We start from the raw sequence: 16034 nt of genomic DNA, 5'->3' as shown, positions 1-16034 counted from the left end.
ATCTTTAAGTCCACATTGCAGTCCTACAACCCCAGAGAGTAAACTCTCTGGTTTGCCCTCCTGCCGTTTCGCTCGCCGCTACTAAGGCAATCGCTTTTGCTTTCTCTTCCTGCAGCTACTTAGATGTTTCAGTTCACTGCGTCTTCCTCCTCACCACCTTAACAGTGATGGGTGACAGGCATCAACCTGCCGGGTTCCCCCATTCGGACACCCCTGGATCATTGCTTACTTACAGCTCCCCAAGGCATTTCGTCGTTAGTCACGTCCTTCTTCGGCTTCTAGTGCCAAGGCATCCACCGTGCGCCCTTATTAACTTAACCTTATTAACCTAATTTTTTTAAAATTAGAAAACTCATTAAATATTCACAGCGTTTTCGGTTTATTTTCTTGTTACTATTTCTATACGTACTGTTACATACGTTTAGGAATGTTTGATAGATATTCAATTTTCAATGGACAAGTTTAACAACTTTCGTTGTTAATGGAGCCTAGCGGGATCGAACCGCTGACCTCCTGCGTGCAAAGCAGGCGCTCTCCCAGCTGAGCTAAGGCCCCACAAGACCTCTCAAAATTAAAGAAGACTAACGTACAGGTTCCATTTCCTTAGAAAGGAGGTGATCCAGCCGCACCTTCCGATACGGCTACCTTGTTACGACTTCACCCCAATCATCTATCCCACCTTAGGCGGCTGGCTCCTAAATGGTTACCTCACCGACTTCGGGTGTTACAAACTCTCGTGGTGTGACGGGCGGTGTGTACAAGGCCCGGGAACGTATTCACCGCGGCGTGCTGATCCGCGATTACTAGCGATTCCGACTTCATGTAGGCGAGTTGCAGCCTACAATCCGAACTGAGACTGGCTTTAAGAGATTAGCTTGCCGTCACCGACTTGCGACTCGTTGTACCAGCCATTGTAGCACGTGTGTAGCCCAGGTCATAAGGGGCATGATGATTTGACGTCATCCCCACCTTCCTCCGGTTTATTACCGGCAGTCTCGCTAGAGTGCCCAACTGAATGATGGCAACTAACAATAGGGGTTGCGCTCGTTGCGGGACTTAACCCAACATCTCACGACACGAGCTGACGACAACCATGCACCACCTGTCACCGATGCTCCGAAGAGAAACCCTATCTCTAGGGCGGTCATCGGGATGTCAAGACCTGGTAAGGTTCTTCGCGTTGCTTCGAATTAAACCACATGCTCCACCGCTTGTGCGGGCCCCCGTCAATTCCTTTGAGTTTCAACCTTGCGGTCGTACTCCCCAGGCGGAGTGCTTAATGCGTTAGCTGCGGCACTGAGTCCCGGAAAGGACCCAACACCTAGCACTCATCGTTTACGGCGTGGACTACCAGGGTATCTAATCCTGTTCGCTCCCCACGCTTTCGAGCCTCAGCGTCAGTTACAGACCAGAGAGCCGCTTTCGCCACCGGTGTTCCTCCATATATCTACGCATTTCACCGCTACACATGGAATTCCACTCTCCCCTTCTGCACTCAAGTTTGACAGTTTCCAAAGCGTACTATGGTTAAGCCACAGCCTTTTACTTCAGACTTATCAAACCGCCTGCGCTCGCTTTACGCCCAATAAATCCGGACAACGCTTGGGACCTACGTATTACCGCGGCTGCTGGCACGTAGTTAGCCGTCCCTTTCTGGTAAGATACCGTCACTGTGTGAACTTTCCACTCTCACACACGTTCTTCTCTTACAACAGAGCTTTACGATCCGAAAACCTTCTTCACTCACGCGGCGTTGCTCGGTCAGGGTTGCCCCCATTGCCGAAGATTCCCTACTGCTGCCTCCCGTAGGAGTCTGGGCCGTGTCTCAGTCCCAGTGTGGCCGATCACCCTCTCAGGTCGGCTATGTATCGAAGCCTTGGTGAGCCGTTACCCCACCAACTAGCTAATACAACGCAGGTCCATCTCATAGTGAAGCAGTTGCTTCTTTCAAGCATCTACCATGCAGTAAATACTGTTATGCGGTATTAGCTATCGTTTCCAATAGTTATCCCCCGCTATGAGGCAGGTTACCTACGCGTTACTCACCCGTTCGCGACTCACTTATCTCGGTGGAGCAAGCTCCGGTGAAATAAGTGCGTTCCACTTGCATGTATTAGGCACGCCGCCAGCGTTCGTCCTGAGCCAGGATCAAACTCTCATAAAAAGTTTTGATTCAAACTCAAGCTATGACTAGCTTTCCGTTTTATTGTTTTGTTTTGTCATTGACGATTTATCCTTTAGATAAATCACCCTGCACGTTTGGTTCGTCTTCTTTAATTTTCAAAGGTCTTGTCTACCGCTCTCTCAAGCGACAACTATATCAGTATATCAGTTCCGTTTCTGTTTGTCAATAACTTTTTTAATTTTTTTAAAACTTTTTTATTATTGATTCCCTTCAACCGAGAACTTAAAAAGTATATCATATCCTTCTAGTCTGTGTCAAGGGGAAAAATAAAAAAATCAGAGAAACTACAGCAGTATCTCTGATTCTTGCATTGTTCTTTCTTATCCAAGACGTTGTTTTGCATCTGCTGCACGTTGGAAAGCTTGTCCAATGTAGTTAATACACAACATCATGACCAGGATAAAGATTGCTGCTGGCAACCAAATCCAGGTCTTATTTTCTAGAATATCTGCATTACGTGCATTAGAGATTAGGGTTCCTAAACTTGGAACTGTTGATGGTAAACCAAATCCAAGATAAGTTAAGGAAGTCTCAATACCAATATTACCTGCAAAATTCAATGTTAGGTTAACAATAATCAATGAACTGAGGTTTGGTAAAATCTCCCTGAACATAATCATAAAATCACTAGTCCCAAGAGTTTTCGACGCACTTACATAATCCAAACGTGATTCCGATAAGGTTCGCGTCCGGAAAAAGCGTGCTTTAAAGGTCCAATAAAAAGCGCTCATAATGGCAATAAAGTGATAGATTGTATAGTTCTTAATCACAGTAACGAATACAATTATCATCATTAGAGTTGGCAAAATCATGATGAAATCAACAATTCTCATCAGAATTCCGTCGAGGCGACCTCCATAATAACCCGAAATGATTCCTAAAGACACTCCGATAAAACTGGTGATAATTGTAATGGAAAATCCGATAACGATTGAGTTACGAGCCCCGATAATTAATTGACCGAATATATCTTTCCCGCCTTCATCTGTTCCTAAAATATGTCCATCAACTCCAGGTGCTAAATAACGCCCCATCAAGTTGACTTTCATAACTTCTTCTTGATTCAAGAAGAAACTTCCAATAAAGACAGTCAATAAAATCGTAACCAAGATAATCAATGAGCCTAAGGCCACCTTATCTTTTAAAAATTCTCTAGCGATAACACGAAATCCACCTGGAGGAGTTGAAGCCGTGTTGACTTGTTTTTTAGTTTCTTTACTCACTTGACTCCTCCTTATTTCACACGAATTCGTGGATCTACAATACTCATAATGATATCTGATAATAGAGTGCCCAATAGAGTTGCAAATCCAAACATCAAAATCAAGGCCAAGATAACACTATAGTCACGTCCTGAAAGGGAAGTGATGAAGAGTTGTCCCATACCTGGATAGGTAAAGATTGATTCAACAAATACTGCACCACCTATCAACCCTGTCAATTCATATCCCAAATAAGATGCGATTGGCAAAATAGAGTTCCGGAAAATGTGGCGATTATACACAACTTTCTCTGGCACACCTTTTGCACGTGCTGTACGAACATAGTCTTGCCCTTTAGCGTCTATAATTCCTGTACGTAGGTATTGAATCGTACTGGTTGTCGATAAGATAGCCATTGTCAAGGCCGGCAAAATCATATGATGAAGACGACTAAAGATAAGCTCTATTCCTTCAAGTCCTGAACCAACCGAACCACGAGTCGGGAACCATCCAAGTCCAAAACCAAACAACCATAATAGAAGAATAGCAAAGATGAATATCGGAGTCGAGAAGGTCAAAAAGTTATAAACAACAATGATTCTATCTGCAATAGAATTTTGGTAACGTCCTGCAATCATACCAAGCGGCAAGGCAATGGCATAGGTCAAAATCATAGTTAACAACGACAACCAAATAGTGTTGTTCATTCGTTCCATGATAATACTCAAAACAGGCTGTTTAAAGACAAAGCTCTGTCCAAAATCTCCTTGGAGAATATTTCCAATCCAACGGAAATATTGAATGTGGATAGGATCATAGTAGCCTGCTGCTATCCGTTTTTGTTCAATAACTGCTGGGTCAATAGACGGATCAATCAATCCTGTAAACGGATCACCAGGCATCATTTTTGCAAACGCAAAGGCGACGATACTAAGAATGATAATCTGAGGAATCATCATGAGTAGACGACGTAAAATAGTTTTCCACATACTTAGTTTCCTCCTTCTTCTGGTAACGCTACGCTATGCGTTGGTGAAATAGTTTGCAAATCGAATACACGGCCGTTTGCATCATAGTAGAATTTTTGCTTTTCTTGGTATTCTTGCTCTGCTGCTAAACGTTTTTCTTTATTTTTAACACGATTAACCGGATCAATAACCGGAATCGCTGACAATAAGCGCTTAGTATAGATATGCTGTGGGTTTGTATAAATATCTTTTTTATTGCCAGTTTCTACAAAGCGACCACGATACATGATGAATAGTTCATCACACATATGTTGCACAACTCCAAGATCATGCGAGATAAATAGATAACTCAACTTATACTCTTCTTGGATACGTTTCATATAGTTCAAGACTTGTGCTTGAACTGATAAATCCAATGCAGATACAGGTTCATCTGCAATGATTAAACGTGGATTACTTGCAAGGGCACGTGCAACTCCAATACGTTGGCGTTGCCCTCCTGAGAACTCATGTGGATACTTGATCAGAGCTTCTTCATTCAAACCGATAATATCTAACAATTCCAGAACGCGTTTTTTTTCTTCATCTGGCGACAAACGGTCAAAATTTCGAATCGGTTCTGCAATGATGTCCAAAATTCGTTTTTTAGGGTTAAAACTTGAAAGCGAGTCTTGGAAAATCATCTGTACGTCGCGGTTGAAAGTCCCTTTCTTTTTGCGAGACTTATTGGTCACGTTTTGACCTTCATAAAAAATCTCACCTGATGTCGCACGTTCCAAACCGATAATCGCTTTACCAATCGTTGATTTCCCTGAACCCGACTCCCCTACAAGACCGTAGGTTTTTCCTTCTTCGATTTCGATATTGACACCGTCAACAGCATATACATGGTCTTTGATACGGTTAAAGAAGCCACTACGAATTGGGTAATGAACTTTTAAATCGTTGATTTCAATAAATCCCATTCTTAAGCCTCCTCTTCAAAATAGAATGTCTCATGGCACGTACAACGTACGAAGTGGTTTGGTGAAACTTCGTGCATAGTTGGATTCTCTTCGTGAGCTGATGCTTCAATCCATGAAATACGTGGTGCAAAACGACAACCCTGACGGATCATTTTAGTAATCGGTGGCACAGCTCCTTCGATAACATGGAGATCTCCGCTCTCACCTTCTGATTGTGGATTTGATTTCAAAAGCGAGCGGGTATATGGATGTCTTGGATTTGTGAACAACTCTTCTACTGGTGCTACTTCCACAAATTGTCCACCGTACATAACTGCAACGCGGTCAGCCGTTTCTGCCACTACTCCGAGATCATGCGTTATAAGGATAATACCTGATCCTGTCTCTGCTTGAATATCATTCAAAAGATCCAAAATTTGAGCTTGAATCGTCACATCTAAGGCTGTGGTCGGTTCATCCGCAATAATAACAGGTGGCTTACACGAAAGAGCAATCGCAATAATAATCCGTTGACGCATACCACCTGACAATTCATGTGGATACTGCTTAAATGTCCGTTTTGGATTTGGAATGCCGACTTGGCCCAAAAGTTCCAATACGCGTTCCTTACGCTCTGTCGCTGTTAAGTCTGTATGATAAACAAGGGCTTCATCAATTTGAGCCCCAATTGTCATCAGAGGGTTAAGTGAAGCCAAGGGATCTTGGAAAATCATCCCAATATCATTTCCGCGAATGCTATTGTATTTATCTTCTGTCAATCCAACAAGTTCTTGGTTATTATATTGGATACTACCTTCAATTTTTGTATTCAAAGGGTTATGCAGTCCCATAATAGTCGTTGCTAAGGTTGATTTTCCACAGCCAGATTCTCCAACAATGGCAAGAATCTCATTCTTATGTAGATCCATTGAAACTCCATCAACGGCATCAAAAAATTCATCACCAATTCGAAATCCGACGTGCAAATCTTTCATTTCTAAAAGCGGCTTTTCCTTACTCACGCTTTTCCTCCTTTTATCACTAGCCAGTTCGTCAAACGCCCTGCTCAGGATTCAAATTCTATTCTTATTAAAACAGAATATTTCTATTAGTCTATCACAATTTGGGGGTTTATGCTAGCTATTTTAATAAAAATAAACATCTCAAATGGCAGAAATTCTAACAAACTTTCCCATTTTCTTACATACCAACTCGAAAAAAGCCAACCATAGTTGGCTTTTTCTCAGAGTTAGTAGCAAAACTTTATTCTGCAACGACACCTTTATCAGCTGTCAACTCAAGTTCTTCCCAGCCTGCTTTTGAAGCTGAACCATAGTAACGATCGTAGTATTTCACGCGTTTATTTACAGCAATCAATGATTCGCTTTCGAACGTAGGGATAACAAACGCTTGTTCAAATGCATATTCCTGCCATGCTTTGTAGTTTTCAATGTTTGTTTTCTCATCGAATGAGTCTACTGAACCAATTGCTTTCAAAAGATTAGTGTTTTCATCTGATACAAAGTGGCTGAAGTTGAATTTTGCTTTTGCTCCATACAAACCTGATGGGTCTGGATCGTAACCTGTTGACCAACCACCTGCATACACATCAATATTTTGATCATTTGCTTGAAGCATATCATAGAATGAGTTAACTTCAATTGTACGTCCAGTGTAAAGCTCAACGTTCAAGCCAACTTCTTTCCACCATGTGATGTACTGTTGTACCAAGGTTTCATTTGCTTCTGTACGTTTACGTGCTGCAAATGTAATCTTGAATTCTTTACCGTCTTTACCTTCACGAATTCCATCACCGTCTACGTCTTTATAGCCTGCCTCGTCAAGCAACTCATTGGCTTTGTCTGGATCGTAAGTGTATCCTGCCAATTCAGAATCATGTACATCACCGAAGAATGAGATAATCAATGAGTTAGCTGGTTTGTAAAGACCGTTGTAGAGACTTTCACCTGCTGTCTTAGTATCCAAAGCATACCCCATCGCCTGACGAAGTTTCACATCATTCATCTTGGCATTTTCATTCATGACGTTTGTTCCTGCTTCGGCATCATAGGTACCAAGGTTAAATCCAATGTACTCGTAAGAAGAGCCAATTGCACCTGTCAAAGTAATGTTTGACAAATCTTTGTATGAATCCAACTGGTCATTTGGCATTTCCGCGATATCATAGTTCCCAGCTTCCATTTCTGACACGATTGTGTCTGGTGATACGATATCCATTTTCACAGTGTCCAATTTTGGTTGACCCTTGAAGTAGTTAGGGTTAGCCGCAAAGGTTACAGACTCACCACTTACCATTTCTTTAATGACGAATGGCCCCATACCAACGTGTTTAGCAGTACGTGAGTATTCGTTTGACTCCCAATCAGCAACTGGAATATCTTTGTAGATGTGTTCTGGTGCAACATAGGCTGGTACTGCACCACCTGCGTACATCATTGAAGGGGTCATTTCTTTCATAGTCAAGACAACTGTGTAGTCATCAACTTTTTTGACACCTGAGATGTCTGTCGCGGTACCCTCATGGAACTCATCCATACCTTCGATATTTGTGAAGGTATCATCATAACGTACACCTGTGTAGTCTTTACTAGCCATTGATTTGATGGTGAAGACATAGTCGTCGATTGTGAATGCCTCGCCATCTGACCACTTGTAATCTTTACCTGTCAAAGTAACCGTTACTGTCTTCTTATCTGTGTCAAACTCTACTTTAGCAAGACCTGAATCATCCAACTTACGGTTACCATCATAACCAAACATAGGGCTGTCAACCATAGAACCAAAGCTACTGTCAACATTACTGTCCGTCAATTCATCAATCAAGAGGCCTGTTGATGGTGACGCTGACACAATAGCGTAATTCAATTGACCGCCTTTGATGGCTGTGCCTTCATTGGTCACTTCAGTTGGATAAGTTGTATTTTGCTCCTTAGAACTTGAGCTTGAACTTGATCCACATGCTGCCAATACAGATGCAGATAGGAGTGTTACTCCGGCAAGGGTGAAAAGCTTAGACTTTTTCATAAAACACCTCTGTTTTTCTTTTTCATTTTAACAGAATGAAATTCTGTTTACGTATACAATTCTACCATAAAGTTTTCTTAAAGAAAATACTTTTGTCAGAAAATTTTGTAAAAGAGATACTATTGTCTGTCTTCAAAAACACTTCCATATACCCTTTTCATTTTTATCGGTAGTTTTCTGCTCTATATTTCTGTGCTATAATAATAGAAAACATCAGAAAGATGGAGACTTTCAATGAAAAAATTTTTTCTCCTCACGATAGGAATTCTATTGCTTATTGCAACATTTAATTCAAATGTTTCCGCTGAAGAATATAGCGCTGAAGCTTCTCACGCACTCGCCATTGAAGCAACTACAGGAAAAATCCTCTATGAAAAAGAGGCTCAAACACCTGTTGCTGTTGGTTCAATAACAAATCTTCTGACTGCCTATCTTGTATACGAAGCTATTGAAAATGGGGATTTTACTATGGATAGCCAAGTTGAAATATCGGAATATCCTTATACTTTAAGTATTACTTCCCCAGTTGCGAATGTAAATTTTAGCGCCCAATCTTATACTGTCAAACAACTCTTACAAGCTTCCTTGTTGAGTTCTGCTAGTAGTGCCAGCATCGCTCTTGCTGAAAAGGTGGCTGGAAGTGAACAGCTATTTGTTGATTTAATGCGAACAAAACTAGAGAGCTGGGGAATTTCAGATGCCACTATCGTCAATGCCTCAGGTGTCAATAATAGCTACTTAGGCGACTATCGTTATCCAGGCAGTAGCGACACCGACGAAAACAAACTAAGTGCAACTGCTGTTGCTATTATCGCACATCATTTATTAGTAGATTACCCACAGGTTTTGGAAATTACCTCTATGGCCTCGTATGAGTTTTCTGGAATCACCTATGCCAATTCTAACTCGATGCTAAAAAATCTAGCTTATGGACGAAACGGAGTGGATGGATTAAAAACAGGAACAACAGATTCCGCCGGTGCCAGTTTCGTAGCGACCTCATATGAAAATAATATGCGGGTGATTACTGTTATTTTAAGTGCTACTGATGGAAAGGAAAACTCTGACAAGCGATTCGTCGCTACCAACAATTTACTAAACTACATCTATCAATACTTTTCTTTAGAAGAACTAGTATTAGAAGGGGAATCTTACAACAAGAGTAAAGTTTCAATCTTCAACGGTACAAGTGCAACAAGCCCTGCTGTAGCTGCAAGCGATTTATATGTCATCCGACGCAATAAAAATACTGAGCCAACGGTAGCGAATTTTACAAGCCTTCAAACGAATTTCAACGCACCCTTAAAAAAAGGTACCGTCATTGGAACTTTACAATTGAACGATACCGATTTGATTGGACAAGGTTACATTGTTGAGCAACCTAGCATTGATATGGTAGCACCCGAGACGGTAGCGGAGGCACACTGGCCTGTCTCTTGGTGGAATCACTTCGTTCGCTATGTCAATGAAAACTTATAACAGATAATATTCAAAAAAGCTTGAAATCAATTTGTATGGATTTCAAGCTTTTTTGTTTTATATTGTTTCATAATAGGGGCTTTTCTAATCAGTTTTGTACATGATTATGTAGAGCAGTCCTCGCTATTCCTTTATAGTCAGCACCCTAAGCAAGAGTTCCCTCGGAACTCCTTACCATACATCGTTTTCTTACAGAAAACGACGAGCGTGGAAGAACAATAAATCATAGGAAATTATAAAGAGGAGCATTCGCTACTCCTCATCTCCAACGTCGGTTGGAGAGAGTTCCTACGGAACTCCTTATGATATGTCACTCCCTTGCAGGGAGTGATGTCAGTAGGATAAAAATAGTCTCCCAGACTATGTAATTTATAGAGAAGAGCGACTTCCGTCGCTCCCTATCTCCAACTTCAGTGGGGAGTTTGACGGGTTTGAACAGCTTTGGGCTGTTTGAGTAACAAGGTTGTCTGAATTGCAAAGAGGAGCGATTCCCATCGCTCCTTATCTCCCACCTCGGTTGGAGTGTGAGAATGACGAGCGTGGAAGGCAACAATTCCCCGAATTGTTGCCTTAACCCACGCTCCCCTCCATTTCATAGGCAATCAGTCTGTTGAGTTCGACTGCGTATTCCATTGGGAGTTCTTTGGTGAATGGTTCGACAAAGCCCATGACAATCATCTCTGTGGCTTCGGATTCGGATAGGCCACGGCTCATGAGGTAATAGAGTTGTTCTTCCGAGATTTTTGAAACTTTTGCTTCGTGCTCTAGAGCTACTTGAGAGTTGTGAATTTCATTGAACGGAATGGTATCTGATTTAGAAATATCATCCATGATAATGGTATCACACTCGATGTGGCTGATAGACTTGGCTGAGTTCTTAGCAAAGGTTACTTGTCCACGGTAATTAACCTCTCCACCGCCACGAGCAATGGATTTGGATACGATAGAGGATGAAGTACGCGGTGCATTGTGAATCATCTTGGCACCGGTATCTTGGACCTGACCTTTGTTGGCAAAGGCAATGGACAACATGGTTCCACGGGCTCCTTCGCCTTCCAAATAAACCGCAGGGTATTTCATGGTCGTCTTAGCACCAAGGTTTCCGTCAATCCACTCTACTGTGGCATTTTTCTCAGCACGGGCACGTTTGGTTACCAAGTTATAAACATTATCTGACCAGTTTTGAATGGTCGTATAACGCATATAGGCACCTTCGTGGGCAATGATTTCTACAATCGCTGCGTGGAGGCTGGCTGTTGAATAAGTCGGAGCCGTACAGCCTTCTACATAGTGAACACTTGCTCCTTCATCTACGATGATAAGGGTACGCTCAAACTGGCCTGTTCCTTCATTGTTGATACGGAAATAGGTTTGCAATGGAATATCCAACTTGACACCTTTTGGTACATAGATGAAGGTACCGCCAGACCAAACTGCTGAGTTAAGGGCAGCCAATTTGTTATCTGACGGTGGAACTAATTTTCCAAAATATTTCTTGAAAAGTTCTGGATGTTCCTTAAGAGCCGTATCGGTATCGGTAAAGATGATGCCGTGCTTGTCGTACTCTTCCTTCATGTTGTGGTAAACCACTTCTGATTCATACTGGGCAGAAGCACCAGCTAAGTAAGCACGCTCAGCTTCTGGAATACCTATGCGTTCAAAGGTTTCCTTAATTTTGTCCGGTACATCATCCCAGCTACGTGCTGGCTTATCCGACGGTTTTTGATAGTAAACAATATCATCAAAATCCAGTTCAGATAAGTCAGCTCCCCAAGTCTGCATAGGCATTTTATTGAAGGTTTCATAGGATTTCAAACGGAATTCCAACATCCATTCAGGCTCGCCTTTGATACGGGACATTTCGCGAATCACTTCTTCGCTTAATCCCTTACCAGTCGAGGCCACCAGTTCCACGTTCTCGTCATGGAAACCGAATTTGTATTCCCCAAGATCAATCGGGGTTGGTTCAATTCTTTCTTCTGACATAATATAAGATACTAAGCCCCTTAAGAAAGCCAATGAAAAATAGGGAATCAACTTCGTGTGCAAACACACGAAGAGATTCATCTTTTTTCAAAAGCTTTTAGGGCGAGTTCAATTTCAATTCCAATCAGAAACTGAACAATCCTTTCTCTGTTATTTTCAATTTGTTTATTTATAGTCTTTTAGTTTACTTTTAGTACTAGGCAACGAGCTGCAGACAGTACTGGAGTACGGCAAAGCGAGTTCAAATACTCCAGTGGAGTGTTTGAAGTTGAAAATAAGGAAACGAAGTTTCCTCGCTCGTCGAAGTAATAAAAGAAAAACTAAATGACTATATTGATGCTCATTCAGCACTTTCACGACGTTCAAGTGCTTTCTTCAAGACACTAAACTTGGTTGGAACTAAAGTTCCTAACCAAGTAACGCAAGGTTCTAATCAACCTTGCTAAGTGGCTTACTAACTCGCCGATTTTGGTATTATCGACCAAAATCGCTCATGTCGCTGTCCCCCTTCATTCAGCACTGTCACTGCGTTCCAGTGCTTTCTTCAGGGCATTCCATGGGAGTGTGGCACACTTGATGCGTTGGGGGAATTTGGCAACGCCTGCTAGAAGGGAGGCATCTCCCAGTTCCTTCTGGCGTGCGTCTTCTTGTCCTTGGACCATTTGTGAGAAGATTTCTGCCAGTTCTTGAATCTGACTGATTTCTTTACCAAGTACTGCCTCGGTCATCATAGAAGCCGATGCGGTTGAAATGGTGCACCCAACTCCGTCAAAAGCAATATCGGTAATCACTTCATTTTCAATCTTGACTGATAGTTCAATCACATCGCCGCAGGTTGGGTTGTGGAGTTCTAACTTTTCCACTCCGTCCAAGCTTCCGCGGTGACGAGGCGACTTGGAGTGTTCAGACACAACTGCCATATAAAGAGAATCTAATCTAGTTAGGGCCATTGAAAAACTCCTTTGTCTTGATGATTGCGTCAACCAACTTATCACAGTCAGCCTTGGTATTATAGATGTAAAAACTTGCTCGTACTGTAGCTGGCACCTGCAAATATCTGAGAAGCGGTTGGGCACAATGGTGACCTGCCCGCACAGCAACCCCTTCATAGTCCAAGGCGGTTGCCACATCGTGCGGATGTAAGTCGTCCAAGTTAAAGGCAATAACCCCCGTCCGCTTGGACAGATTCTGACCGCCATAAATGGTCAAGCCTGGAATAGCCTGCAATTTTGGAAAGACATAGTCGACTAGCTCTGCCTCGTGGGCCTGGATAGCGTCCATGCCAATTTCCGTCAGGTAATCAATGGCCGCTCCCAGACCAATCGCACCTGCAATGTTAGGTGTTCCCGCTTCAAACTTCCAAGGTAATTCTTTCCAAGTAGCTGACTGCTCATAGACAAAGTCAATCATCTCACCGCCGAATTCAACAGGCGACATGAGATTGAGCAATTCTTCCTTGCCGTAGAGAACGCCAATTCCTGTCGGTCCTAACATTTTATGACCTGAAAAGGCATAGAAGTCCACGTCTAATTCTTGCACGTTGACGGCCATGTGAGGAACCGACTGGGCTCCGTCCACCACCAAGTAGGCACCGACTTGATGCACCAGCTCTGCTATTTCCCCAATAGGAGCCACGCTGCCTAGGACATTGGATACGTGGGCTAGGGAAACGAACTTGGTTTTGGAAGTCAGTAGCGACCGCAGGTGGTCCATGTCTAGCTCGCCGTCTTTTAGGGGCACATAGCGGAGCTTGGCACCTGTGTGCTGACAGGCTTGCTGCCACGGGATGATATTGGAGTGGTGCTCTTGAACCGAGATGATCACTTCCTGGTCTGGCTGGAGAATTTCCTTTGCAAACTGAGCTACCCAGTTAAGACCGGTGGTCGTTCCTCTGGTAAAGAGAATTTCCTTACTAGACTTGGCCTGGATAAAATCTGCCACTTTCTGCCGAGCCGCCTCGTAGCGAGCCGTTGCCCGCTCAGATAAAGTGTGAACGCCACGGTGGACATTGGCATTGTCATTCTGGTAATAATCCGCTAGCACGTCTAGCACCTGCTGCGGTTTTTGAGTGGTCGCCGCATTGTCCAAATAGACCAGCGGCTCATCGTTAACAACTTGGTCTAGGATTGAAAAATCCTTGCGAATGCGTTCCAAATCCATATCTTATCTCTTTGTTAGTTTTTCTTCAATCACGGCAATCAGTTGGTCACGAACTTCTTTGACAGGAATTTCGGTAATGACTGCGCCAAGGAAACCACGAACAACCAAGCGTTCAGCAGTTGCTCGGTCCAGACCACGACTCATGAGGTAGTACATGTCTTCTGGATCCACCTGACCGATTGAGGCTGCGTGTCCAGCTGTTACTTCATTCTCATCGATAAGGAGAATTGGGTTGGCATCGGAGCGAGCCTTGTCAGACAGCATGAGGACACGGCTTTCCTGCTGGGCATCCGCACCTTTGGCACCACGAACAATATGTCCGATACCGTTAAAAGTCAAGGTTCCGCTTTCTAGGATAACCCCATGTTGCAGGATATGACCGACAGAGTTATGACCATAGTTGGTCACGCGGGTGTCAACACCTTGGACCTGACGACCCGATGATAGTCCGACAACCTTGAGGTTGGCATGACTGCCGTTTCCTTTCAATTCGCTGTCCAAATCGGCAACCACATTTCCTTCGTTGAGCAGACCAATCGCCCAGTCAATCGTTGCATCGTTTCCGAGATAGCCACGACGGTTGAGGTAGGTATCCAAATGCTTACCAAGGCGGTCAATGGCCGCAAACTTGATTTGACTACCCGCAAGGGCAATGACTTCTACGACTATGTTCGCTGAAGTTGCTTCTGCTCCATCTCCGATACTTTCAAAGCGTTCTAAATAATTGAGTTTGGCATTTTTTCCAGCGATAATCAGGACACGCTTGTTAAAAGCAACTGGACTGGTACTGTCTTGGTAGAAAAGTGCTTCAACAGGCTCTTCAATTTCGACATTATCAGGTACATAGAGAACAGCTGTTGCGTTGAAGTAAGTAGTGTTGTAGGCTACTAGTTTATGTTCGTCATAGGCAACTGCGCTTCCAAGATATTTTTCAATCACATCTGGAATCACATCCATTGCTGAGGCAAAATCTGTAAAAATAACGCCCTTATCCACAAGTTCTACTGGTAGTTGCTCCAAAACAGTTTGACTGCCAACTTGGACCAACATAGGATTGTCACCGATAGCTGTAAAATCTGGAACAGCCCCGATTTCATCATTTGTGGCTAGACTTCCGTCACCTAAATTCCAGCGGTGAAACTTGACCCGCTCAATAACTGGCAAGTCCAGCTCTGCTATTTTGTCAAAAGCCTGAAGACGCAGGTCTGTCAACCAAGTTGGTTCTGCCTGCAAGGCTGAAAATTCTTGAATTCTTTCTTTGGTCATAGCTTCCTCCAAAGACTTAAATGTCATCTTCTTTGTAGTCGATGCCAAGCTCAGCTGCAACTTGGACATATCCTTCTTTTTCCAAGCGTTGCGCCAATTCTGGTCCGCCTGAAAGCACGACACGGCCTTCCATCATGACATGGACAACGTCAGGTGTGATATAGTTGAGCAAGCGTTGGTAGTGGGTGATAATCATGGCACCGAAGCCTTCACCACGCATAGCATTGATTCCTTTTGACACGACTTTAAGCGCATCGATATCCAAACCTGAGTCAATCTCATCAAGAAGGGCAAAAGTTGGTTCCAACATGAGTAATTGCAGAATCTCATTGCGTTTTTTCTCACCACCTGAGAATCCTTCGTTGAGGTAACGTTCTGCCATTTCCTCTTTCATGTTGAGGAGTTCCATTTTTTCATCCAACTTGGTGATGAAATCACGGACAGAAATCTTGCCTTCGTCTTCCTTACCAGCATTCATAGCGGCACGAAGAAATTCTGCGTTGGTAATGCCTGGGATTTCTGACGGGTACTGCATAGCCAAGAAGAGTCCCATACGGGCACGCTCATCGACTTCCAATTCCAAGATATTGACACCGTCAAAAAGAACTTCCCCTTGGGTCACTTCATAACTTGGATTGCCCATGATGGCTGCTGAAAGGGTTGATTTTCCTGTACCGTTAGGTCCCATGATGGCTGCAATTTCACCTGTTTTCAGTGTCAAATTGACACCTTTTAAAATTTCCTTACCTTCGATTTCAACATGAAGGTCTTTGATTTCTAATACTGACATGTCGGTCTC

General features: G+C 43.2%; 11 protein-coding genes, 1 tRNA gene and 2 rRNA genes (1 of these 14 only partly in view). 1 reads left to right on the top strand and 13 read right to left on the bottom strand.

Annotated elements, in window-relative coordinates:
- The 8 genes from AC4CS8_RS01745 to AC4CS8_RS01710 all read right to left on the bottom strand — a co-directional run.
- A 23S ribosomal RNA gene (locus tag AC4CS8_RS01745) occupies positions 1 to 320 on the bottom strand (it extends 2585 nt beyond the left edge of the window).
- Positions 321 to 482: 162 nt separating this feature from the next.
- Positions 483 to 555, bottom strand: a tRNA-Ala gene (locus AC4CS8_RS01740).
- Between the two features lie 52 nt (positions 556 to 607).
- Positions 608 to 2164 (bottom strand): 16S ribosomal RNA (locus AC4CS8_RS01735).
- Together the 16S and 23S rRNA genes with 1 tRNA gene alongside form the textbook arrangement of a ribosomal RNA operon.
- Before the next feature lie 341 nt (positions 2165 to 2505).
- Complete coding sequence (locus AC4CS8_RS01730; RefSeq protein WP_493893263.1) at positions 2506 to 3408, bottom strand: ABC transporter permease; 903 nt, start codon at positions 3406 to 3408, stop codon at positions 2506 to 2508.
- Positions 3409 to 3419: 11 nt separating this feature from the next.
- Positions 3420 to 4376, bottom strand: coding sequence for an oligopeptide ABC transporter permease (gene opp4B / locus AC4CS8_RS01725; protein WP_493893262.1), 957 nt, complete (start codon positions 4374 to 4376; stop codon positions 3420 to 3422).
- A gap of 2 nt (positions 4377 to 4378) precedes the next feature.
- Complete coding sequence (locus AC4CS8_RS01720) at positions 4379 to 5320, bottom strand: ATP-binding cassette domain-containing protein (RefSeq protein ID WP_493893261.1); 942 nt, start codon at positions 5318 to 5320, stop codon at positions 4379 to 4381.
- Between the two features lie 2 nt (positions 5321 to 5322).
- Entirely contained in the window at positions 5323 to 6321 is a 999-nt protein-coding gene (locus AC4CS8_RS01715) for an ABC transporter ATP-binding protein (RefSeq protein WP_493893260.1), read from the bottom strand.
- Between the two features lie 241 nt (positions 6322 to 6562).
- Complete coding sequence (locus AC4CS8_RS01710; protein WP_493893259.1) at positions 6563 to 8344, bottom strand: oligopeptide ABC transporter substrate-binding protein; 1782 nt, start codon at positions 8342 to 8344, stop codon at positions 6563 to 6565.
- A gap of 234 nt (positions 8345 to 8578) precedes the next feature.
- Here AC4CS8_RS01710 and pbp3 point away from each other — a divergent pair, with 234 nt between their 5' ends.
- Positions 8579 to 9823, top strand: a complete 1245-nt coding sequence (gene pbp3, locus AC4CS8_RS01705) for a D-alanyl-D-alanine carboxypeptidase PBP3 (RefSeq protein ID WP_493893258.1) — start codon at positions 8579 to 8581, stop codon at positions 9821 to 9823.
- A 570-nt stretch (positions 9824 to 10393) separates the two neighbouring features.
- On the opposite strand, the gene sufB is transcribed toward pbp3, so the two are convergent.
- From sufB to sufC, 5 genes are all read right to left on the bottom strand, one after another.
- Complete coding sequence (gene sufB, locus AC4CS8_RS01700; RefSeq protein WP_493893257.1) at positions 10394 to 11809, bottom strand: Fe-S cluster assembly protein SufB; 1416 nt, start codon at positions 11807 to 11809, stop codon at positions 10394 to 10396.
- Between the two features lie 509 nt (positions 11810 to 12318).
- Positions 12319 to 12759: a Fe-S cluster assembly sulfur transfer protein SufU gene (sufU, locus tag AC4CS8_RS01695; RefSeq protein ID WP_493893256.1), complete on the bottom strand. Its 441-nt coding sequence runs from the start codon at positions 12757 to 12759 to the stop codon at positions 12319 to 12321.
- Positions 12746 to 13969: a cysteine desulfurase gene (locus AC4CS8_RS01690; RefSeq protein ID WP_493893255.1), complete on the bottom strand. Its 1224-nt coding sequence runs from the start codon at positions 13967 to 13969 to the stop codon at positions 12746 to 12748. The genes sufU and AC4CS8_RS01690 overlap by 14 nt, the downstream gene beginning before the upstream one ends.
- Before the next feature lie 3 nt (positions 13970 to 13972).
- Entirely contained in the window at positions 13973 to 15235 is a 1263-nt protein-coding gene (gene sufD, locus AC4CS8_RS01685) for a Fe-S cluster assembly protein SufD (RefSeq protein ID WP_493893254.1), read from the bottom strand.
- A 16-nt stretch (positions 15236 to 15251) separates the two neighbouring features.
- A complete protein-coding gene (gene sufC / locus AC4CS8_RS01680) occupies positions 15252 to 16025 on the bottom strand; it encodes a Fe-S cluster assembly ATPase SufC (protein WP_493893253.1) in 774 nt (257 codons plus the stop codon).
- Between the last annotated feature and the right edge of the window lie 9 nt (positions 16026 to 16034).

It is taken from the genome of Streptococcus sp. NSSLK0004 (assembly GCF_059039125.1).
Note: the sequence above shows the minus strand (reverse complement) of the source record. Positions and strands in the feature narration are given on the sequence as shown.

Bases quoted from the DNA above. Each gene is read 5' to 3' on its own strand.
- opp4B (WP_493893262.1), bottom strand. From the start codon at position 4,376: ATGTGGAAAACTATTTTACGTCGTCTACTCATGATGATTCCTCAGATT.
- AC4CS8_RS01720 (WP_493893261.1), bottom strand. From the start codon at position 5,320: ATGGGATTTATTGAAATCAACGATTTAAAAGTTCATTACCCAATTCGT.
- AC4CS8_RS01710 (WP_493893259.1), bottom strand. From the start codon at position 8,344: ATGAAAAAGTCTAAGCTTTTCACCCTTGCCGGAGTAACACTCCTATCT.
- pbp3 (WP_493893258.1), top strand. From the start codon at position 8,579: ATGAAAAAATTTTTTCTCCTCACGATAGGAATTCTATTGCTTATTGCA.
- sufB (WP_493893257.1), bottom strand. From the start codon at position 11,809: ATGTCAGAAGAAAGAATTGAACCAACCCCGATTGATCTTGGGGAATAC.
- sufU (WP_493893256.1), bottom strand. From the start codon at position 12,759: ATGGCCCTAACTAGATTAGATTCTCTTTATATGGCAGTTGTGTCTGAA.
- AC4CS8_RS01690 (WP_493893255.1), bottom strand. From the start codon at position 13,969: ATGGATTTGGAACGCATTCGCAAGGATTTTTCAATCCTAGACCAAGTT.
- sufD (WP_493893254.1), bottom strand. From the start codon at position 15,235: ATGACCAAAGAAAGAATTCAAGAATTTTCAGCCTTGCAGGCAGAACCA.
- sufC (WP_493893253.1), bottom strand. From the start codon at position 16,025: ATGTCAGTATTAGAAATCAAAGACCTTCATGTTGAAATCGAAGGTAAG.